Consider the following 21,422-nt stretch of genomic DNA (forward strand, 5'->3'; position numbering starts at 1 on the left):
AGAGCCAGAGCCAGAGCCAGAGCCAGAGCCAGAGCCAGAGCCAGAGCCAGAGCCAGAGCCAGAGCCAGAGCCAGAGCCAGAGCCAGAGCCAGAGATGGAACCGGAATCACAAGCGTTGGTCCAAGTCGAGACAGTTGCCGATTTTGTACCGGCACGACCGGAGAGGTTTGTTCCTGTGGAACAGGTCCGCACCGGAAGCGGGATGACCGCGCAGTTCGTCGCCGGCTTTCAGGAGCAGACCGCAATTAACTTCCTTGAGCAGTACGAAGCGGTTGACGAACTGAAATACACTCGCTCCACGCGGCAGGGTCAGGATTGGTTTGTGGTATTTTATGGTGATTTTGAGGATGTTGAGGCGGCCCGGTCTGCATTGGGTGAGTTACCTGCGGATCTGCCTTCCCGGGAGTCATGGGTTCGCCCGTTAAAGGGGTTTTGATGGGCTTTCAGGTACGTTCCCGGGAGTCTGAGCCTCTTTATGTCTTCTTCCGTAAAAGCCATTAAAAACAGTGGGGTTAGAGAGCTCCTTCAGCCCCGCAGCCCTTAAAATAATCGGACACTGGATTGAGTACGTAATTGTACGTGTGTAGAATATCCAGCCCCCATTTTCAGTGTCAAAGGGTGACTTTAACGGTATTTGCTTATAACTCTTTGATTGAAAAGCATTTCTATGTGAGAGAACGCTTATGATGACAGGTTTGTATCATCCCGAAGAATTCAGGGACAACTGTGGTTTCGGACTGATCGCCCATATGAAAGGCGATGCCAGCCACAAGTTGTTGCAAACTGCCATCGAGTCACTGACCTGCATGACCCACCGTGGTGGTATTGCGGCAGACGGAAAGACCGGTGATGGTTGCGGCCTGCTTATTCAAAGTCCCGATGCCTTCCTGCGCAAGGCCGCTAAAGCGGCGTTTGGCAAGGAGCCCGGAGATCTGTTTGCCGTTGGCCAGGTTTTCCTGAACCCGGACGAAGCCAAGGCAAAAGCCGGGCGGGAAGCCATTGAAAAGCGTCTGACCGAGCAGGGCCTGGATATTCTGGGCTGGCGGGAAGTTCCGACGGACAACAGTTGCCTTGGGCCCATGGCCCTGGATTGTCTGCCTCGTATTGAGCAGGTGTTTGTGGCGCCGGCTGACAAGGCAGAGAAAGAGTTTGCAATCAGCCTGTTTATTGGTCGCCGCTACGCCGAGCGCGACATGGCGGATGATTCCGAGTTCTATATCTGTAGCCTTTCCCATCGTACGCTGGCCTACAAGGGCCTGATGATGCCGGCCGATCTGGCGAATTTCTACAAGGATCTTGGCGATCCGGATCTGCAGACCGCTATCTGTGTCTTCCACCAGCGCTTCTCTACCAATACCATGCCGCGCTGGCCGTTGGCCCAGCCATTCCGTTTCCTGGCGCATAACGGTGAGATCAATACCATCGATGGTAACCGCAACTGGGCGATCGCCCGTGCGGCCAAGTTCAGCTCTCCGGACCTGCCGGACCTTCAGACCCTGCAGCCACTGGTGAACCTGACTGGTTCCGACTCCTCGAGCATGGACAATATGCTGGAAGTGCTGCTGGCCGGTGGGGTGGATCTGTTCCGTGCAGTGCGGATGATGATTCCGCCGGCATGGCAGAATGTGGATACCATGGATTCCAATCTGAGGGCCTTCTACGAATACAACTCCATGCATATGGAGCCGTGGGACGGTCCTGCCGGCCTGGTATTCTCGGACGGCCGCTACGCGGTCTGCATGCTGGACCGGAATGGCCTGCGCCCGGCGCGCTGGGTGGTCACCAAGGATGACTTCATTACGCTGGCATCGGAAATCGGCACCTATGGCTATGAGCCCGATGACGTTGTGGCGAAGGGCCGGGTAGGACCGGGCCAGATGCTGGCCGTTGATACCCAGACCGGCGAAGTACTCCATACTCCGGACATTGATGAGCGCCTCAAGAATGCTCACCCGTACAAGCAGTGGCTGCGCGAGAACGCGCTGCGTGTTGAATCCACGCTGAATCAGGACACCCCTGAGTTCCGTCTGATGGACGCCGACGAGCTTCTGGTGCACCAGAAGATGTTCATGGTGTCCTTCGAGGAGCGCGATCAGGTGCTACGTCCGCTGGCGGAGAATGGCCAGGAGGCCGTGGGTTCCATGGGCGACGATACTCCGATGGCGGTATTGTCCAGTAAGGTGCGTCACGTTGGTGACTACTTCCGCCAGAAGTTTGCCCAGGTAACAAACCCGGCGATTGATCCGCTTCGGGAAGCGATTGTCATGTCGCTCGAGACCTGTCTCGGGTCTGAGCGCAATGTTTTCGAGGAAACACCGGACCACGCGGACCGGATCATTCTGACCACACCGGTACTGTCGCCGGCCAAGTTCCTCAAGATTGCGAACAATGATCGGCCGGGTTTCGAGGTTGCTCATATTTCCATGGGCTACAGCCCGGAGATGGGCCTCGAGCAAGCCATACGCCGTGTCTGTGAGCAGGCTGAAGAAGCCACGCGCAATGGTAAGGTGCTGCTGATCCTGTCTGACAAGGATCTCAAGGAAGGTGAGCTGCCGGTGAACGCGCTGATGGCCACTGGTGCGGTTCATCACCACCTTGTGGCGCAGGGTCTGCGTTGTGATTCCAACATTATCGTGGAAACCGGCTGGGCCCGTGATCCTCATCAGTTCGCGGTCCTGTTCGGCTTTGGTGCGACCGCCGTCTATCCGTACCTGGCGTATCAGGTGCTGAACGACCTGATCCGTACCGGTGAACTGCTGATGGATCCGATCGAGGCCAAGAACAACTATCGCAAGGGCATCAACAAGGGGCTGCTGAAGATCCTGTCCAAGATGGGTATCTCGACCATGACCTCCTACCGTGGCGCCCAGTTGTTCGAGGCCATTGGCCTTGCCGATGAGGTGGTCGACCTGTGTTTCAAAGGTGTGCCCAGTCGTATCCAGGGTGCCGGGTTCTTTGATTTTCAGCAGGATCAGGAGCAGCTGGCAGCTGTGGCCTGGAAACCCCGCAAGCCGGTGTCCCAGGGCGGCCTGCTGAAGTACGTTCACGGCCAGGAATACCATGCCTTCAATCCGGATGTGGTCGGCAAGCTCCAGGAAGCGGTGATCAGTGGTGATTACGGTCACTACAAGGAATACGCCGGGCTGGTGAATGAGCGGCCGGTGGCGACGCTGAGGGATCTTCTTGGATTCCGCCAAGACCTCAAGGCCATTGATATTTCCGAGGTCGAGCCGGCTGAAAACATCTTCCCGCGCTTCGATTCCGCGGCCATGTCCCTGGGGGCACTGTCCCCTGAGGCACATGAGGCGCTGGCGGTCGCTATGAACACCCTCGGCGGGCGTTCGAACTCTGGTGAGGGTGGTGAGGACCCGGCCCGTTACGGCACCGAGAAGCGCTCCAAGATCAAGCAGGTGGCCTCTGGTCGCTTTGGTGTGACTGCCGAGTACCTGCGTAGTGCCGATGTCATGCAGATCAAGGTTGCCCAGGGCGCCAAGCCTGGCGAGGGCGGTCAGCTGCCGGGTGGCAAGGTAAACGACCTGATCGCACGTCTGCGATATTCGGTGCCCGGCGTGACGCTGATTTCGCCACCACCGCACCATGACATCTACTCGATCGAGGATCTGGCGCAGCTGATTTTCGATCTGAAACAGGTGAACCCGAAGGCGCTGGTGTCTGTGAAACTGGTATCCGAGCCGGGTGTGGGCACGATTGCCGCGGGTGTTGCCAAGGCCTACGCCGACCTGATCACTGTCTCCGGTTATGACGGTGGTACCGCTGCGAGCCCGCTGACCTCAATCCGTTACGCCGGTTCACCGTGGGAGCTTGGCCTCACGGAAACCCAGCAGGCCCTGCGTGCCAACGATCTGCGCGGAAAAATCCGTCTGCAGACCGACGGAGGCATTAAAACCGGCCTTGATGTGGTAAAAGGTGCGATTCTTGGCGCCGAGAGCTTCGGCTTTGGTACCACCCCAATGGTTGCCCTTGGGTGTAAGTACCTGCGGATCTGTCACCTGAACAACTGTGCCACCGGTGTTGCCACCCAGAATGACCATCTCCGTGAAGAGCACTTCAAGGGGACGGTGGAAATGGCCATGAACTTCTTCCGCTTCGTTGCCGAAGAAACCCGCGAGTGGATGGCCAAGCTTGGTGTTCGCAACCTGGAAGAACTGGTGGGTCGGGTGGATCTGCTTGAGCGCCTGCCGGGTGATACCGAGCGCCAGAAGAAGTTGGATCTGAGCCGCCTTCTGGCGAACGATCACATCCCTGCGGACAAGCCACAGACCTGTCAGGTAGAGCGCAACCATCCGTTTGATGAGGGCACGCTTGCCGAGCAGATGGTGAAAGATATTGCCGCGGCTATCGAAGAGAAGTCCGGTGGTGCATGGTCCTATCGCGTGACCAACTGTGACCGATCCATCGGTGCGCGTCTGTCTGGTGAAATTGCTGAGAAGCACGGCAACCAGGGCATGTTGGATGCGCCTGTGACTCTCGACCTGACCGGTACCGCCGGGCAGAGTTTCGGTGTCTGGAACGTCAGTGGTCTCAACCTGATCCTTGAGGGTGATGCCAACGACTACGTGGGCAAAGGGATGACTGGCGGCAAACTGGTGGTCAAGCCGCCCCGTGGCAGCAGCTTCAAGACCAATGAAACCTCCATCGTCGGGAACACCTGTCTGTACGGTGCAACCGGTGGCAAGTTGTTTGCTGCCGGCACGGCAGGCGAGCGTTTCGCGGTGCGTAACTCCGGAACCCATGCGGTTGTTGAGGGCACCGGCGATCACTGTTGTGAATACATGACCGGCGGGCTGGTGACGGTTCTCGGCTCTACCGGATACAACTTCGGTGCCGGTATGACCGGTGGCTTTGCCTATGTACTGGATATGGATAACACCTTCGTGGACAAGTACAACCACGAGCTGGTGGAAATCCAGCGCATCTCCCGTGAGGACATGGAGTCCTACCGTAATCACCTGCGCGGTGTAATCCGTGAGCACATCTCGGAGACCGGCAGTCAGTGGGCAGAGCACATTCTTGAAGATTTCGACGACTACATCGGCCGTTTCTGGCTGGTGAAACCCAAGGCTGCCAACCTGCGCAGCCTGCTGGCAAGCACCCGCGCGCGCCCGGAATAAGCGCCGGAACGATCAGGGTTTGGGGTATCCGCCACAGAGCGGTGCCCCCGTCGAAATCGAGTTGATGAGAGCATCATGATGAAAGAACGACTGAATAACGACTTCCAGTTTGTCGAAGTAGGGCGCGTAGACCCGAAAAAGGTACCCGCAAAGAAGCGGAAGAAGGAATTCGGGGAAATCTACCACCCGTTCACCCAGGAAGAGGCGGCGCCACAGGCGCATCGCTGTCTGGAGTGTGGTAACCCATACTGTGAGTGGAAGTGCCCGGTACACAACTACATCCCGAACTGGCTGAAGCTGGTTTCCGAAGGCAACATCATGAGGGCGGTTGAGCTGTGCCACCAGACCAACTCCCTGCCGGAAGTCTGTGGCCGTGTCTGCCCGCAGGACCGTCTGTGTGAGGGTGCCTGTACCCTGAACGACGGATACGGTGCGGTCACCATCGGTTCTGTCGAGAAGTACATTACTGACACCGCGTTCGCTCTGGGCTGGAAGCCAGATATGTCTGCGGTGAAGTGGACCGACAAGAAGGTCGCCGTGATTGGTGCCGGCCCTGCGGGTCTGGGCTGTGCTGACGTTCTGGTGCGCAACGGCGTGAAGCCGGTGGTATTCGATATCTACCCGGAAATCGGTGGCCTGCTGACCTTCGGTATTCCCGAGTTCAAGCTGGAAAAGTCCGTCATGACCCGTCGTCGCCAGGTGTTTGAGGAAATGGGGATGGAATTCCGCCTGTCCACGGAAGTGGGCAAGGATGTGATGATGGAAGACATCCTTGAGGAATACGACGCCGTGTTCATGGGGATGGGCACCTACACCTACATGAAAGGCGGCTTCCCCGGGGAAGATCTGTCGGGTGTGTACGACGCCTTGCCGTTCCTGGTCTCCAACGTCAACCGTCGCCTCGGCTACGAGGAAAACGCGGATGATTTCATCGACATGAAAGGCAAGCGTGTTGTGGTCCTGGGTGGTGGTGATACCGCGATGGACTGCAACCGCACGTCTATTCGCCAGCAGGCAGAGAGCGTCACGTGTGCCTATCGCCGGGATGAGGCGAACATGCCGGGGTCCCGCAAGGAAGTTGAAAACGCCAAGGAAGAGGGCGTCAAGTTCATGTTCAACCGTCAGCCCATTGCCATCATTGGTGAAGACAAGGTGGAAGGGGTGAAGGTTGTCCAGACCCAGTTAGGCGAGCCTGACGAGAACGGCCGCCGCCGTCCGGAAGTGGTTCCGGGCAGTGAAGAGGTGATCCCGGCTGACGCCGTGCTGGTGGCCTTTGGTTTCCGCCCAAGCCCGGCAGACTGGTTTGATGCACAGAGCATCAATACCGATGATTCCGGTCGTGTAGCGGCGCCGGAAGAGGCTGAGTTTGCGTTCCAGACCAGCAACCAGAAGATTTTTGCCGGTGGTGACATGGTCCGCGGCTCCGATCTGGTCGTAACCGCTATCTGGGAAGGCCGTCAGGCCGCTGAAGGCATCCTGGATTACCTGGATATCTGAGGACGGACCTGATTCAGATCAGAAGGGCGGCTTGCTACGGGTAAGCCGCCCTTTTTTATTGCTGTAAACGGGGTATCATTGCACCCCACATTTCACAGACCGAGAGCAGACTGGAAATCCTATGACCGAGCTGAAAAATGACCGCTTCCTGCGCGCATTGATGCGCCAGCCCGTTGATCGCACACCGGTGTGGATGATGCGTCAGGCCGGCCGTTACCTGCCCGAGTACCGTGCGACCCGAGCCCAGGCGGGGGATTTTCTCAGTCTCTGTAAGAACACGCCCCTGGCCTGTGAAGTCACGCTGCAGCCTCTGAAGCGTTTCCCGCTGGATGCCGCCATCCTGTTCTCTGACATCCTGACCATCCCGGACGCGCTGGGACTCGGCCTGTACTTCGAGACCGGTGAAGGTCCCAAGTTCAAGCATACGATCCGCTCTGAGGCGGACGTTGCAGCCTTGCCTACGATGAAGGCCGAGGTGGACCTGGATTACGTGATGAACGCGGTATCCACCATCCGTGGCGCCCTTAATGGCAGTGTTCCGCTGATTGGCTTCTCTGGCAGCCCCTGGACACTGGCTACCTACATGATCGAGGGCGGTTCTTCCAAGGATTTCCGTGAAGCCAAGAAGCTGATGTACGGCCAGCCGGAGGTGATGCATCGCCTGCTGGATCACCTGGCAGACTGTGTCATTGATTACCTGAACGGCCAGATCCGCGCCGGAGCCCAAGTGGTCCAGATTTTTGATACCTGGGGCGGGGTGCTGAGCAGTTGGGCGTATGAGGAGTTCTCGCTGCGCTATATGAAGAAAATCGTGGATGGCCTGATTCGCGAGAGCGAAGGTCGTCGTGTTCCGGTGATCCTGTTCACCAAGAATGGTGGTCAGTGGCTGGAGTCCATCGCCGATTCCGGTGCAGATGCAGTAGGTCTGGACTGGACCACAGACATCGGCAATGCCCGTGCTCGCATCGGCGATCGGGTTGCCCTGCAGGGCAATATGGACCCGGCCATGCTGTATGCGCCGCCTGAGCGTATTCGCCAGGAAGTGGCGGATATCCTCCGTCGCTTCGGCACCGGCCCGGGGCATATCTTCAACCTGGGGCATGGCATCACCCCGGATGTGGATCCGGAGCACGCCAAGGCGTTTATTGAGGCGGTGGTAGAGCTAAGTCCTGAGTATCACCGCTAACTATGGTTTTCGCCGGCTCCTAGCCTGAGAGTTTGGTGGTTGCGGCCGTTGTGGGGCCCTTTCCAAAAACCGCTACGAGCACTTCCCTGTGCGCTTCTCTCCGGCCATCCATGGCCTCCGAAATTTTTGGAAAGGGCCCCACAACGGCCTCGCTTCGACTGTTTTGGTATATTCGGCCACGTTGATATCTCCGTTCTGGACTCGTAGGTCGGATTAGGCACGCAACGCGTGCACCAATCACCAAATACCACTCGTAAAACTCCTCTGGATGCATCCTCCTGTCGGGTCTATAGTCATATGGAACAAAAGCAGTAAACAGGAGTAACCACTTGCCGACTCAACCCCCTGAGAAACGACGATTCCACCGTATTGAATTCGACGCCCCCTGTGAGCTTCACTGCCAGGACAGTGTCTGGTTAACGGAGGTGCTGGATATCTCCCTGAAAGGCGTTCTGGTAAAAAGGCCGAACGAGTGGAACGTGCCGTTAAACGAGCCGTGCGAGGTGATCGTTCATCTGGACGACAATGAAACGGCCATTGTTATGGCGGTGGAGCTTAGACATGTTGAGTCGCAGCGATTGGGGTTCAAGTGTCAGTACATCGACCTGGAAAGTGCCACTCACTTAAAGCGGCTTGTTGAGCTTAACCTGGGGGATCAGGCGTTGCTTGAGAGGGAGTTTGCGCATTTGATTGATTAGGGTGTCAGCTGATTTGTCCTGCTCAATCTGCTCATCCCGTTTTCAGGCTTTGCGCTGTCGGCGTTATCTGCTTGTTTCGAGGGGAGGGGTTGGGGTTCCTTTTCAAAAATTTCGGAGGCCATGGATGGCCGGAGAGAAGCGCACATGGATGTGCTTGTAGCGGTTTTTGAAAAGGAACCCCAACCCCTCCCATGCACCAATTCTGGAAGTCTAGGGGTAGACGTTTAAACCTCCTCTAAAGCTAAAAGCGCCTCGCTAAGCTTGGTCACCGGAATCACTGTCATCCCCTCGACAGGTTTGCGCGGTACATTGGCCTTGGGCACTAGTGCGCGGGTGAAACCGTGCTTGGAGGCCTCGTAGATTCGCTCCTGACCGCTGGGTACCGGGCGAATCTCCCCCGACAGGCCGACTTCCCCGAAAATCACCAGATCCTGGGGCAGGGCGCGGTCGCGGAAGGACGAGACAATCGCAGCCAACAGAGCCAAGTCCGCACTGGTCTCGTTGACCTTGACGCCGCCAACCACGTTGACGAAGACATCCTGATCCGACACATGCATCCCGCCGTGGCGATGCAGAACCGCCAACAGCATCGCCAGCCGGTTCTGATCCAGCCCTACGGCGACGCGCCTTGGATAGCCGCCCTGGGCCATGTCCACCAGCGCCTGGATCTCCACCAGCATGGGTCGGGTTCCTTCCCAGACCACCATCACCACACTGCCGGGCGCCGCTTCTTCGCCCCGGTTGAGGAAGATCGCGCTGGGGTTCTTCACTTCCTTCAGGCCCTGTTCCAGCATGGCAAATACGCCCAGCTCATTCACCGCGCCAAAGCGGTTCTTGATGCCCCGTAACGTGCGGTAGCGGCTGTCGCTGGAGCCTTCCAGCAGGATGGAGCAGTCGATCATGTGCTCCAGTACTTTCGGGCCGGCGAGGCTGCCGTCCTTGGTGACGTGGCCGACCAGGAACAGGATTGTACCGGTCTGTTTGGCGAATCGGGTCAGATAGGCGGCGCTTTCGCGGACCTGGGAGACACTGCCCGGGGCGGATTCCGTTTCGGCGACATGCATCACCTGGATACTGTCCACCACCAGAATTCGGGGTTTTTCCGCTTCCGCCACCTGCATCACCCGCTCGACGCTGGTCTCCGACAGCATTTTCAGGTCTCTGGTGGGCAAGCCCAGGCGTTTGGCACGCATGGCCACCTGTTGCAGGGATTCCTCACCCGTTACATACAGAGCGGGAACGCTTGCGGCCAGATGGCAGACGGCCTGAAGCAGCAGGGTGCTCTTGCCGGCGCCGGGGTGACCGCCCATCAGGACGGCAGACCCTTCTACCAGGCCGCCGCCCAGCACCCGGTCAAACTCCTGCATGCCGGAGCTGATGCGGGGCTGCTCGGCCAGACTGACGTCGTCCAGGCTCTGGACTGCCGACAGGCTGCCGGCGAACCCCTCGAAGCGGGCACCGCGGGCGCCTTTGGCATTGCTGCTGACGCCGCGGACTTCGCTGACGGTATTCCAGGCCTGGCAGGCCGTGCACTGGCCCTGCCATTTGGAATAGTCTGCGCCGCATTCGGTGCAGACAAAGGCGGTTTTGGCTTTGGCCATCAGGCGAGCTTCTTGTACTTCATACGCTTGGGCTGCATGGCAGAATCCCCCTTGCGCTTCTTGAAGTCCTCGTCGTACTCGGTGAAGTTGCCCTCGAAGTAGACCACGTCCCCGTCATCCTCGAATGCCAGGATATGGCTGGCTACCCGGTCCAGGAACCAGCGATCGTGCGAGATCACCAGGGCGGAGCCAGGGAAGTTGAGCAGCGCTTCTTCCAGGGCGCGCAGGGTTTCCACGTCCAGATCGTTGGTGGGTTCGTCCAGCAGCAGTACGTTGCCGCCCTGCTTCAGTAGCTTGGCCAGGTGCAGGCGGTTACGCTCACCCCCGGACAGGTCGCCGACCCGTTTCTGCTGGTCGCTGCCCTTGAAGTTGAAGCGTCCCACGTAGGCCCGGGATGGGGTCTCGTAGTTGCCAACCTTGATGATATCGTTGCCATCGGAGAGTTCTTCCCAGACGGTTTTGCTGCCGTCCAGGTCGCGCATCTGGTCCACGTATGCCAGTTCGACTGTCTCACCCACGATAATGTCGCCGGAATCGGGTTTGTCGTACCCCCCGATCATCTTGAACAGGGTCGATTTGCCGGCACCGTTACCACCGATAATGCCGACAATGGCGCCCGGCGGAACGCTGAAGGACACGTCTTCGTACAGCAGGCGGTCACCGAAAGACTTGCTGATGCCCTCAACCTCTATAACCTTGTTGCCCAGGCGTGGTCCGGGCGGAATATACAGCTCGTTGGTTTCGTTGCGCTTCTGGAACTCCTGGGAGCTCATTTCCTCAAAGCGAGCCAGACGGGCTTTACTCTTGGACTGGCGGCCCTTGGCGTTGCTGCGGACCCATTCCAGTTCCTGTTTGATGGCTTTCTGGTGAGAAGCTTCCTGCTTGGACTCCATCTCCAGACGCTTCTCCTTGTTCTCCAGCCACTGGCTGTAGTTGCCTTCAAACGGAATGCCCTGGCCGCGGTCCAGTTCCAGGATCCAGCCGGCAACATTGTCGAGGAAGTAGCGATCGTGGGTGATGGCAACCACGGTGCCTTCGTAATCGTGCAGGAAGCGCTCGAGCCAGGCCACGGATTCGGCATCCAGGTGGTTGGTGGGCTCATCCAGCAACAACATGTCAGGGCCGGACAGCAGCAGGCGGCAGAGCGCTACCCGGCGGCGCTCACCACCTGACAGCACTTTAACCTTTTGATCCCATGGCGGAAGACGCAGCGCGTCCGCAGCCACTTCCATCTTGCGCTCAATATCGTGACCGTCAGTGGCCTGAATGTAGGCCTCCAGTTCACCCTGTTTCTTGGCGAGGGCGTCAAAATCCGCATCCGGTTCGGCGTAGGCAGCATAAACCTGGTCCAGTTCCGCCAGCGCGTCGTGGACGCCGGAGACTGACTCATCGACGATTTCCTTGACGGTTTTGTCTTCGTCCAGCTCCGGCTCCTGGGGCAGGTAACCGACATTGATGCCCGGCTGGGGGCGGGCCTCGCCGATGTAATCCTGGTCCACACCCGCCATAATGCGAAGCAGGGTGGATTTACCGGCACCGTTGAGGCCGAGTACGCCAATCTTGGCGCCCGGGAAGAAGCTCAGGGAAATGTCCTTGAGAATTTCACGCTTGGGCGGAACCACCTTGCCCACGCGGTTCATGGTGTATACGTACTGGGCCATAACTGGCTGTGTCCTCTGTTGTATTCGGAGGTAAATAAAGGGAATGATCAGATTAGCCCCGTAAGGTAGCGAAACCGGCAGGCTATGGCAATTGCGGAAAGGTGATGAAAGCTGGTGGAAATTGCGATGTGACGGTTTCTGCGGAGGGGCCACGAGCGGTATAAAGGATGATTTTTCACCCATTTGTAGGATAGAATAGCCGCCCAAATTTTTCGGGCAGCTAAGCACACAGGGGCAGCGCATCCATGTTTAATCGTGATATGAAAATCGCCGGCTTTGACGACGAACTCTGGAACGCCATGCAGGCGGAGGAAAAACGTCAGGAAGCTCACATCGAGCTGATTGCGTCAGAAAACTACACCAGCCCGCGGGTGATGGAAGCCCAGGGCAGCGTGCTCACCAACAAGTACGCCGAGGGGTATCCGGGTAAGCGCTACTACGGTGGCTGTGAGTTTGTCGATATTGCCGAAGACCTGGCGATCAATCGCGCCAAGGAACTGTTCGGCGCTGCCTACGCCAACGTGCAGCCGCATTCCGGCTCCCAGGCCAACTCCGCGGTATTCATGGCGCTGCTGAAGCCGGGCGATACCGTGCTTGGCATGAGCCTCGCCCACGGTGGTCACCTGACTCATGGCGCCAGCGTGAACTTCTCCGGCAAGATCTACAATGCCGTCCAGTATGGTATCAACAACGATACCGGCCTGATCGACTACGATGAGGTTGAAGCCCTGGCGGTTGAGCACAAGCCGAAGATGATCATCGCCGGCTTCTCTGCCTATTCCCAGGAGCTGGATTTTGCCCGTTTCCGTGAGATTGCGGACAAAGTGGGTGCTTACCTGTTTGTCGACATGGCTCACGTTGCCGGTCTGGTGGCTGCAGGCGTTTACCCGGATCCGGTACCCCACGCTCATGTGGTTGCAACCACCACCCACAAGACCCTGCGCGGCCCACGCGGTGGCCTGATTCTGGCCTGTGACGATGCGGATCTGCAGAAGAAGCTGAACTCTGCGGTGTTCCCGGGTGGTCAGGGCGGCCCGCTGATGCACGTGATCGCTGCCAAGGCCGTGTGCTTCAAGGAGGCCATGAGCGATGACTTCAAGACGTATCAGCAACAGGTTGTGAAGAACGCCTCGGCCATGGCGCAGGTATTTATTGAGCGCGGTTACGATGTGGTGTCCGGTGGCACTAAAAACCACCTGTTTCTGGTCAGCCTGATCAAGCAGGACATTACCGGTAAGGATGCGGACGCTGCCCTTGGCCGCGCGCACATTACCGTCAACAAGAACGCGGTTCCCAACGATCCACGCTCTCCGTTTGTGACGTCCGGGCTGCGTATCGGTACTCCGGCGGTAACTACCCGCGGTTTTGGTGAGACCGAATGCCGCGACCTGGCTGGCTGGATGTGTGACATCCTCGACAACCTGGAGGACGATGCCGTCAATAACCGCGTGCGTGAACAGGTTGAAGCCCTGTGTGCTCGCTTCCCGGTATACGCGGGCTAAACTTCAGGCAAGCACGCCGGGTCGTCCTGTCGACGACCCGGCTACTCATTAACCGGTGACTCTTACCCCGGCTATTTTCCGGAGCTCCCGAATATGCACTGTCCCTTCTGTGGTGAAGCAGATACCAAGGTGATTGACTCACGGCTGGTGGCCGAGGGGGATCAGGTGCGTCGCCGCAGGGAGTGCCTGTCCTGTCGCGAGCGGTTCACAACCTTCGAATCGGCCGAGCTGGTGATGCCGAGGGTGGTCAAACAGGATGGCACGCGTCAGCCGTTTGATGAGGAAAAGCTGCGTTCCGGCCTGATGAAAGCGCTGGAAAAGCGCCCGGTCAGTATTGAGGAAATCGACGCTGCATTGAACCGTATCAAGTTCCGTTTGCGGGCAACCGGTGAGCGTGAAGTCAAATCCATGCAGCTTGGTGAAGAAGTGATGACCGAACTTCGCCAACTGGACAAGGTGGCTTACGTCCGGTTTGCGTCGGTCTACAGGAGTTTTCAGGATATTAACGAATTCAAGGAAGAGATTGAGCGGTTGTCGGCCAATTCCGGCGACGATCCGGTGGATGTGGCCAAGGTACTGGCTGATAACCACTCCTCCAAGGGCAAAGCATGATAGACGCCCAGGATACTGCGTTCATGGCCCGAGCGGTGCAGCTTGCCTGGCGTGGGCGCTACTCGACGCACCCGAACCCACGGGTTGGCTGTGTTATCGCCCGGGGCGGCAGGATTCTCGGTGAAGGCTGGCATGAGCGAGCCGGTGAGGCCCACGCTGAAATTCGCGCACTGAGTCAGGCGGGCCCGGCAGCGCGGGGCGCAACGGCCTATGTGACCCTGGAACCGTGTAGCCACTTCGGCCGCACGCCGCCCTGTGCCAAGGCGTTGATCGAGGCGGGTGTCGCCCATGTCTTTGCGGCCACCAAGGATCCCAATCCTTCGGTGTCCGGACGTGGGCTGGATATGCTTCGCGAGGCGGGCATCCGCGTGACCGAAGGCCTGCTGGCAGATGAAGCCGCCCGCCTCAATCCCGGCTTTATGAAGCGAATGAATTCCGGCCGCCCATTTGTCCGGTTGAAGATGGCGGCCAGCCTGGATGGGCGTACGGCGATGGCTTCCGGTGAAAGTCAGTGGATTACCGGGCCGGACGCCCGCCGGGACGTGCAGCGCCTGCGCGCCATCAGTGATGCCGTGCTGACCGGTGTTGGCACGGTACTCGCCGACGACCCGTCGCTGACGGTGCGGCGCGAGGAACTGGGGGATATTGGCGATGCGACCGAACCATCCCGCATGCCGCTTCGGGTGATCGCAGACCGTGATGCCCGCACACCATGCGGCGCAAACATTCTTCAGGGTGGGAATGTTCAGGTGTACTGTGCGTCCCCCACGTTGGCAACCGCGCCGGCCCAGGATCTTGCCGCTCTGGGAGTCAGTCTGACCGGGGTTGCCTGGAAGGATAATGGCATTGATGTTGGTGAGCTGCTCGATTCCCTCGGCGAGTTGGGGATCAACGAATTGCTGGTGGAAGCCGGGCCAACCCTGGCCGGTACCTTTATTGACGAACGCCTGGTGGATGAGCTCTGGCTTTACCAGGCGCCGGTGTTTTTAGGCAGTACGGGGCGGCCAACAGCCCACCTGCCACTGGAATCCATGGCGGATAAAGTACAATGGAAGGTACTGGATCGCCGTCAGGTGGGTGAGGATCAACGTCTGATCCTGGCGCCACGGTAACGTTTTCAATTCACGGTTTGTCCGTTGCGGAGCCCGCTCCGGCAAACTGAAAGGGTGCAAAATACCTATGGCACTGAACAGCATAGAAGAGATCATTGAAGATATTCGTCAGGGCAAGATGGTGATCCTGATGGACGACGAGGACCGCGAGAATGAAGGCGACCTGGTAATGGCGGCAGAGCATTGCACGCCGGAAGCCATCAACTTCATGGCCCGCTTTGGTCGCGGCCTGATCTGTATGCCCATGACCCGCACCCGCTGCGAGCAACTGGGGCTGCCGTTGATGGTCCAGCGTAACGCCTCCGGGTTCGGAACCAAGTTTACCCTGTCAATTGAAGCAACCGAGGGCGTGACCACCGGTATCTCTGCGGCTGACCGGGCTCGAACCGTGCAGGCTGCCGTGGCGAAGAATGCCAAGGCTTCCGACCTCGTTCAGCCTGGCCATATTTTTCCGTTGATGTCGGATCCCGGCGGTGTGCTGAGCCGCGCCGGTCATACCGAGGCGTCCTGTGACCTTGCCGCATTGGCGGGTTGTGAGCCGGCGGGTGTGATCTGCGAAATCATGAACGACGATGGCTCCATGGCCCGTCGTGAGGATCTTGAACGGTTTGCGGAACAGCACGATCTGAAGATAGGTACCATCGCCGACCTGATTCATTACCGTACCCTGAACGAGCGTACTATCGACTGCATTGAGAAGTACGACCTCGATACGGAATACGGTGTATTTAACCTGCGGACCTATCGGGACAATATCCAGGGCTCGACGCACCTGGCTATGGTCATGGGCGATATCAGGCCGGACGAGCCTGTGCTGGTGCGCGTGCACATTACCGACACTTTGCGGGACCTGTTGGGCGCCCGTCGTGCCGATTCACGTAGCTGGCCGCTGCACCATGCCCTGGAGAAAGTGGCCGAGGAAGGTCGGGGCGTGGTGGTGCTTCTGAATAGCGCCGAAGACAGCTACAACCTGGAAGACCGGATACATGAGTTTTTCGGGGAGGAGCAGGCCTCAGCCGCGAAAGGCAGTTCCGGCGTTTACTTTACCGTGGGTACCGGCTCTCAGATCCTGAAGGACATTGGTGTCGGAAAAATGCGCCTGTTGAGCCCGCCCATCAAGTTTTCCGCGATTTCCGGGTTCGATCTGGAAGTGGAAGAGTACGTACCCTATACCCCCGAATGATGAACCCGGCAGCGCTGGTGTTCAGCGTTGCCCGTTAAGGAGCCGTTCATGGCAGATATCAAAGTAATTGAAGGCGATTTCACCCACTGCAGCGGTCGATATGCCCTGGTGGTTGGTCGCTTTAACGGATTCGTTGTGGAAAGCCTGGTTGAGGGCGCAGTTGATACCCTTCGTCGTCACGGCATTGCTGACGCCGACATTACCATCGTGCGTGTCCCCGGCGCTTACGAAATGCCGCTGGCCGTCAAGCGGGTGGCCGAAACCGGTGATCACGACGCGATCATTGCCCTCGGTGCCGTTATCCGTGGTGGTACGCCGCATTTTGATTATGTTGCTGGCGAAGCATCCAGCGGGCTGGGTGCAGTCAGTCTGGAAACCGATGTGCCGGTGACTTTCGGCGTGCTGACAGTGGATTCCATAGAGCAGGCCATTGAACGCTCGGGCACCAAGGCTGGCAACAAGGGTGCGGAAGCCGCGATTACAGCCCTGGAAATGGTCAGCCTGTTCAAGAAGCTGGGTGAGTGATGAGCGCAACTGAAGACACTTCCCCGCAGCCGGGTGCATCCGGGCAACCGAAAGCTGGTGATCGTCGCCGTGCCCGAGCCCTGGCCATGCAGGGGCTTTATCAGCGCCATTTCAGCAAGAGCGCGATATCGGACATCGAATCCGAATTCCTGGTCGATAACGATATGACCAAGGTGGATGCCCTCTATTTCCGGGATCTGCTGCGTGGGGTTCACCGTGAGCAGGCTGAACTCGACAGGTTGCTGGAGCCGTTTCTTGATCGCCCACTGAATGAAGTGGATCCGGTGGAGCTGGCGATTGTCCGCCTTGGTGCCTATGAGCTGAAGCATCGTCTGGATGTGCCTTACAAGGTGGTGATCAACGAAGGCATTGAAATGGCCAAAAAGTTCGGGGGTACGGAAGGGCACAAGTTTGTGAACAGTATCCTCGACAAGCTCAGCCGTCGCCTGCGGCTGGCTGAGACCCGCCCGCGCTAACGAATGGGTGAGTTCGAACTGATACGCCGCTATTTCAGTCCTCTCGCCGGGCAGAGCCGCGCTGCGTCGCTGGTGCTCGGTCCGGGGGATGACTGTGCTATCGAGCGTGTTGCATCCGGTCACGAGCTTGTTTTTTCCGTGGACACCCTCGTGGAGGGAGTTCACTTTCCCGCCGGTTATGATCCCGAACATCTCGGTTGGCGATCATTGGCTGTGGCCGCCAGTGATCTGGCTGCCATGGGCGCAAAACCTGTCTGTTTTACCCTCGCGCTGACCTTACCGGAAGCGTCCCCGGAATGGCTGGAGCCTTTTTCCCGCGGACTGTCCCGGGCGTCTCGGGCCTTTGGCCTGGAGCTGGCCGGAGGGGATACCACCCGGGGGCCGCTGACGCTCAGTCTGCAGGTGCATGGCGAGGTGCCTGCCGGTGAAGCCATGTTACGTTCCGGTGCGAGAGTGGGGGATTATCTGTGCGTGTCGGGCACCCTTGGGGAAGCAGGCGCGGCATTGGATTATCTTCAAAGCGTCTCCCCGTCTGAGGATGAACGGGCCGTTCTGGAGCGATATCACGCTCCGGTTCCCAGGCTGGACCTGGGAATGGCATTGCGAGAGGTAGCCAGCGCCGCCATCGATATCTCCGATGGCCTGTTGGCGGACCTCGGGCACATTCTGGGGGCCTCAGATGTCGGCGCGGAGCTGGATTGTCAGGCAGTACCCGTATCTGCCGCAGTAAGTCGCCTCAAGGGTCCGGCAGAGGCGCTCAGACTGGCACTGGAGGCCGGTGACGATTACGAACTTTGCGTCGCTGTCCCGCCGGATTTGTGGGAAGGTTTGCCAGAGGCCGTGCATGCGCAATTGAGTATTATTGGTAAGGTGGTAGCCGGAAACGGTATCAAGGGTATTGAAAGCGGGTTGGTGACTGGTGGATACGATCATTTCGGGAGTAAGCGATGAGTAGTGATGATGACCTGCAGGAACCCGAATTGACCGAAGCACTGCTGCCTCCCGGTTTTCTGCGTGACCCGGTTCACCTGCTGGCATTCGGGTTTGGCAGTGGCGCTGCCTCCCGCGCACCGGGCACCTGGGGCAGCCTGGCGGCAATTCCACTCTGGCTAACCATTGCCTGGCTGCCGTTCGCTGCCTACTGGGCGGTCATAGTGGTTGCCTTTGTTGTGGGGATCTGGCTTTGTGGAAAGACGGCCACTGACCTGAAAGTACACGACCACGGTGGCATTGTCTGGGATGAGTTTGTCGGCATGTGGATTGCGCTGGCACTGATTCCCGACAATATCTATGGGGTGCTGATGGCTTTCGCGCTGTTCCGGTTTTTCGACGTGGTGAAACCCTGGCCCATCAGTTGGATTGACCGGCGCGCTCCTGGTGGACTGGGTATCATGGTGGACGATGTGGTTGCGGGGTTTATGGCGCTGGGGTGTCTTTTCGCCATTGACCGGTGGTTGATGCCGATCATTATCTGATCCGGCTCTTCCGGTGAGCCGGACCCGTTTGGCTGGTAGATTCAGTGAATTTGCTGATGTTGCTCTTCGGGTAGCAGACGGACAACGTGTAAAAAGCGTCTCAGCCCGGTTTCTGCGCGATCGCGAGTGGCAAAGGGGCCACTGTCAAAACCTTCCCTTGTGGTGAAGTACCACTTGCTCCCCACACAGAAAAAACGGCTGCTGCGAAACGGTACTGGCCCATCTTCCTCGGTCCGGCGTTGAGTGTCCATGGTGCCTCCTGTGCCCTGGCGCTTTCTGCGTGCTTTCCCGCTTTCAGGGCTACGTGTCATCCGATTGTTTAAAATTAAACCAATTTCGGGCGATTTCAACCGGTTTTTATTGTTTGTAAGCTCTGGGTCTCATTCTGACGATTCGCCTGGAGCGAAGGAGAGGCGTGAAACCGGGCGCCCCCTCTTGCTCTGGCTAATGGCACTCGTCAGAATGCCAGCAGTCTGATCTCATCACTGCATAAGGATATTTCATGAGTATTTATCACGTTTCGCGGGTTTTCAAGGTGGCAGCCTTTCCCGTAATGATTTTCCGGTTGTTCGTTTTAGCTCTTGCTGCCATTTTCCTGGCCGGGTGCGCCTCACCCCTGACCAGGATACAAACGTGGGAAGGGGAGGCTGATGTAGATGGTCGTGCCCTGTTAAAGGCTCCGGGCGAGATTCAGGTGACCAGTGTTAATGGTCGCAGTATGAGCAACTTCCTCATGGATGACCTCGCCCTCAACTACGAGCTGTTGCCCGGGGAGAATCAGGTCGTATTCAACTATAAGACGATCTGGGCCAGGACCGATGTCGTCAAAAATGGTGAGTCAAAGGTTCATGTGGTGGAAACAGAACCTCAGGCCGTATCTTTCGTTGCCCAGGCGGGTGAGACCTACCATTTCGATTTCACCAAACCGGAATCCCGCCGTGAGGCGGAAGCACTGAGGGAAGATTTCGCTGGCGCCATCGTGAACGAGGCCGGTGAGGAGGTGGCGCAGTTCGAGTTGTGGGGCGGTGAGTCCACGAATCTGGCGCGTACGCCCGTTTCCAGTGATAGCCACGAGGTAGCTGAAACGACGAATGGCGACACCTTGGGGCAGTTGAAAGCTCTCTGGCAAGACGCCAGCGAAGAGGAAAAGCGTACTTTCCTACGCTGGGCGTTTGAATAAGGGCCCTACCTCACTTCAGCGCCGGAAGCGCTGAAGTGTTTTTTTCAGCATACCTTCGAGCAATGTCAGGGCCTCATCGGTGAGGCTCTGGCCGTTCTCCGCCTGACCGTCCAGTTCTTCGTCAAATTCGGTCAGCGTCGCTGCTGAGTTCTCGATGGCGACCAGGCTTTCTTCAAGTAACGGTTTAAGTGACTCGCCATCTGCCACAACGTCGGGGCAGAGAGTGAAGTTAACCGTCAACCGCCCTTCGTAACTGACGGCCACGATAACCAGCCCCATGCTGTCAAACAGTGGCGCGGTATTATACTGCCGCACCAGACGTGCGCCCTGAAGGTAGAGTGGAACCTGCGGGCCGGGAACGTTGGTGATGGGCAAGTTGAAAACCGGCTGATAACGTTGCGCAATCTGGAGTTCAGAGTAGAGCCGGGCAGACAGGGCCAGCATGGTGGACGGCAGCAGTTCCGTGAGCCTGTCCGCTGCAATGGCTTCCCGGTAGGGTTCCGATGCCACCGCATTGCGGTGGATTTTGCGGATTCGGCGGGCAGGGTTCGGTTCATTGGTCGCCAGGTCCAGCAGCATGGCGGACATCTGGTTGCCGGTCGCTTTACGCAGGCTGTTTGAGCGCACAGATATCGGAGTCATGGCGACCAGCGACTTGTCAGGGTCTCCCTCCTGATTAGCCAGGTATCGCCGAAGTGCCTCGGCGCAGAGCCCAAGCACTACGTCGTTCAGGGTGACGTTACCCAGGCTGGCTTTTATGGCCTTGAGCCGGGCCAGATCGATATCGGCCGCAACGATCTGACGATTGGCGGTGATCTGGCGATTGAAAGGGCTATGGGGGGCAGAGAACACTGGAAATGGTAACGGCAGTTTCCGCATCTGCTTCTGGATCAGTCCCCGCGCCGTTATCTCCGCTGCGCTCAACGCGAGAGAGGTGACCTGTAAGGGCTTGCGCAGCAGGTTGGCGCCGGTCTGCACAATAACCCGCTCTTCTGATGGAGCGGGCTTGGGGTGCCAGGGACGGGGCTGGGAAATCGGTCTTGCCTCCGGCGTATATTCCAGCAACTTGCCAATGATCTCCTCACCACTGAACGCATCAATGGCCGCATGGTGCAGTTTCACGATCAGTGCGAACCCGTGGTGGCCTTCGTCGTCATCCGCTGCGGGGAAGCCATCCACAAAAGTGATATGCCAGAGTGGGCGATCCCGTTTGAGCGGTTCCTCCAGAATCTTGGAGGCAAGTTCCATCAGGCTCTGCACACGACCGTGCTCACCCAGGTTGACGTAGGCGAGGTGGCGCTCGATGCTGAAATCAGGGTCATCAATCCAGTAGGGCCGGCCGAGACGAAACGGGATTTCTTTCAGGCGTTGGCGGAACACCGGAACCACGTGGAGTCGGCTGCGAAGGTAGGCAACGAACGTGCTGAAGGCCAGGGGTTTGCTGCTGCCACGACCATCAAACAGGTAGATGCCCCCGATGTGCATGGGCGCCGTTTCCGACTCCAGGTAAAGAAAAGAGGCATCCAGTTCCGACAACTGCCGCATGTTTGAACTCCGTTCGGCGTTTTGTTTTCCGGCAGTA

At 58.3% G+C, this 21,422-nt stretch carries 18 protein-coding genes; 14 read left to right on the forward strand and 4 right to left on the reverse strand.

The window, feature by feature from the left end; genetic code table 11:
- Positions 1 to 202: 202 nt before the first annotated feature.
- The 5 genes from Q0Y21_RS16540 to Q0Y21_RS16560 all read left to right on the forward strand — a co-directional run bounded on the left by Q0Y21_RS16540 (position 203) and on the right by Q0Y21_RS16560 (position 8,513).
- Entirely contained in the window at positions 203 to 436 is a 234-nt protein-coding gene (locus Q0Y21_RS16540) for an SPOR domain-containing protein (RefSeq protein WP_297797843.1), read from the forward strand.
- A gap of 247 nt (positions 437 to 683) precedes the next feature.
- Positions 684 to 5,132 carry a glutamate synthase large subunit gene (gene gltB, locus Q0Y21_RS16545; protein ID WP_297797845.1) on the forward strand — a complete coding sequence of 1,483 codons (4,449 nt, stop codon included), beginning with the start codon at positions 684 to 686 and terminating at the stop codon, positions 5,130 to 5,132.
- A 78-nt stretch (positions 5,133 to 5,210) separates the two neighbouring features.
- The gene (locus Q0Y21_RS16550; protein WP_297797954.1) at positions 5,211 to 6,629 is read left to right on the forward strand and encodes an FAD-dependent oxidoreductase; all 1,419 of its coding nucleotides are present in this window, start codon (positions 5,211 to 5,213) and stop codon (positions 6,627 to 6,629) included.
- Between the two features lie 121 nt (positions 6,630 to 6,750).
- Entirely contained in the window at positions 6,751 to 7,815 is a 1,065-nt protein-coding gene (gene hemE / locus Q0Y21_RS16555) for a uroporphyrinogen decarboxylase (RefSeq protein ID WP_297797847.1), read from the forward strand.
- A 329-nt stretch (positions 7,816 to 8,144) separates the two neighbouring features.
- Entirely contained in the window at positions 8,145 to 8,513 is a 369-nt protein-coding gene (locus tag Q0Y21_RS16560) for a PilZ domain-containing protein (RefSeq protein WP_297797849.1), read from the forward strand.
- Between the two features lie 224 nt (positions 8,514 to 8,737).
- On the opposite strand, the gene radA is transcribed toward Q0Y21_RS16560, so the two are convergent.
- The gene (gene radA, locus Q0Y21_RS16565; protein ID WP_297797851.1) at positions 8,738 to 10,114 is read right to left on the reverse strand and encodes a DNA repair protein RadA; all 1,377 of its coding nucleotides are present in this window, start codon (positions 10,112 to 10,114) and stop codon (positions 8,738 to 8,740) included.
- Positions 10,114 to 11,775, reverse strand: coding sequence for an energy-dependent translational throttle protein EttA (gene ettA / locus Q0Y21_RS16570; RefSeq protein WP_297797853.1), 1,662 nt, complete (start codon positions 11,773 to 11,775; stop codon positions 10,114 to 10,116). Before ettA ends, radA begins: the two co-directional genes overlap by 1 nt.
- A 245-nt stretch (positions 11,776 to 12,020) precedes the next feature.
- On the opposite strand from ettA, the gene glyA reads away from it, so the two are divergent.
- The 8 genes from glyA to Q0Y21_RS16610 all read left to right on the forward strand — a co-directional run bounded on the left by glyA (position 12,021) and on the right by Q0Y21_RS16610 (position 18,660).
- Positions 12,021 to 13,277, forward strand: coding sequence for a serine hydroxymethyltransferase (gene glyA / locus Q0Y21_RS16575; RefSeq protein WP_297797855.1), 1,257 nt, complete (start codon positions 12,021 to 12,023; stop codon positions 13,275 to 13,277).
- 93 nt (positions 13,278 to 13,370) lie between these two features.
- Complete coding sequence (gene nrdR / locus Q0Y21_RS16580; RefSeq protein WP_297797857.1) at positions 13,371 to 13,889, forward strand: transcriptional regulator NrdR; 519 nt, start codon at positions 13,371 to 13,373, stop codon at positions 13,887 to 13,889.
- On the forward strand, positions 13,886 to 15,001 hold the full coding sequence (gene ribD, locus Q0Y21_RS16585; RefSeq protein ID WP_297797859.1) for a bifunctional diaminohydroxyphosphoribosylaminopyrimidine deaminase/5-amino-6-(5-phosphoribosylamino)uracil reductase RibD: 1,116 nt from the start codon (positions 13,886 to 13,888) through the stop codon (positions 14,999 to 15,001). The genes nrdR and ribD overlap by 4 nt, the downstream gene beginning before the upstream one ends.
- A 67-nt stretch (positions 15,002 to 15,068) precedes the next feature.
- Entirely contained in the window at positions 15,069 to 16,184 is a 1,116-nt protein-coding gene (ribBA, locus tag Q0Y21_RS16590) for a bifunctional 3,4-dihydroxy-2-butanone-4-phosphate synthase/GTP cyclohydrolase II (protein WP_297797861.1), read from the forward strand.
- A gap of 48 nt (positions 16,185 to 16,232) precedes the next feature.
- Positions 16,233 to 16,709 carry a 6,7-dimethyl-8-ribityllumazine synthase gene (ribE, locus tag Q0Y21_RS16595; protein WP_297797863.1) on the forward strand — a complete coding sequence of 159 codons (477 nt, stop codon included), beginning with the start codon at positions 16,233 to 16,235 and terminating at the stop codon, positions 16,707 to 16,709.
- A complete protein-coding gene (gene nusB, locus Q0Y21_RS16600) occupies positions 16,709 to 17,185 on the forward strand; it encodes a transcription antitermination factor NusB (protein ID WP_297797865.1) in 477 nt (158 codons plus the stop codon). Before ribE ends, nusB begins: the two co-directional genes overlap by 1 nt.
- Before the next feature lie 3 nt (positions 17,186 to 17,188).
- On the forward strand, positions 17,189 to 18,136 hold the full coding sequence (gene thiL / locus Q0Y21_RS16605; protein ID WP_297797867.1) for a thiamine-phosphate kinase: 948 nt from the start codon (positions 17,189 to 17,191) through the stop codon (positions 18,134 to 18,136).
- Positions 18,133 to 18,660, forward strand: a complete 528-nt coding sequence (locus Q0Y21_RS16610) for a phosphatidylglycerophosphatase A (RefSeq protein ID WP_297797868.1) — start codon at positions 18,133 to 18,135, stop codon at positions 18,658 to 18,660. The genes thiL and Q0Y21_RS16610 overlap by 4 nt, the downstream gene beginning before the upstream one ends.
- 41 nt (positions 18,661 to 18,701) lie before the next feature.
- Here Q0Y21_RS16610 and Q0Y21_RS16615 read toward each other — a convergent pair whose 3' ends face one another.
- Entirely contained in the window at positions 18,702 to 18,911 is a 210-nt protein-coding gene (locus Q0Y21_RS16615; protein WP_297797870.1) for a DUF6316 family protein, read from the reverse strand.
- Between the two features lie 251 nt (positions 18,912 to 19,162).
- Between Q0Y21_RS16615 and Q0Y21_RS16620 the strand changes: the two genes are divergently transcribed.
- Positions 19,163 to 19,840 carry a DUF2057 family protein gene (locus Q0Y21_RS16620; RefSeq protein WP_297797872.1) on the forward strand — a complete coding sequence of 226 codons (678 nt, stop codon included), beginning with the start codon at positions 19,163 to 19,165 and terminating at the stop codon, positions 19,838 to 19,840.
- A 15-nt stretch (positions 19,841 to 19,855) separates the two neighbouring features.
- Here the strand turns inward: Q0Y21_RS16620 and Q0Y21_RS16625 are convergent, their stop codons facing one another.
- Positions 19,856 to 21,385, reverse strand: a complete 1,530-nt coding sequence (locus Q0Y21_RS16625; protein ID WP_297797874.1) for a wax ester/triacylglycerol synthase family O-acyltransferase — start codon at positions 21,383 to 21,385, stop codon at positions 19,856 to 19,858.
- Between the last annotated feature and the right edge of the window lie 37 nt (positions 21,386 to 21,422).

This window comes from uncultured Marinobacter sp., from assembly GCF_947259545.1.
Lineage (GTDB): Bacteria > Pseudomonadota > Gammaproteobacteria > Pseudomonadales > Oleiphilaceae > Marinobacter.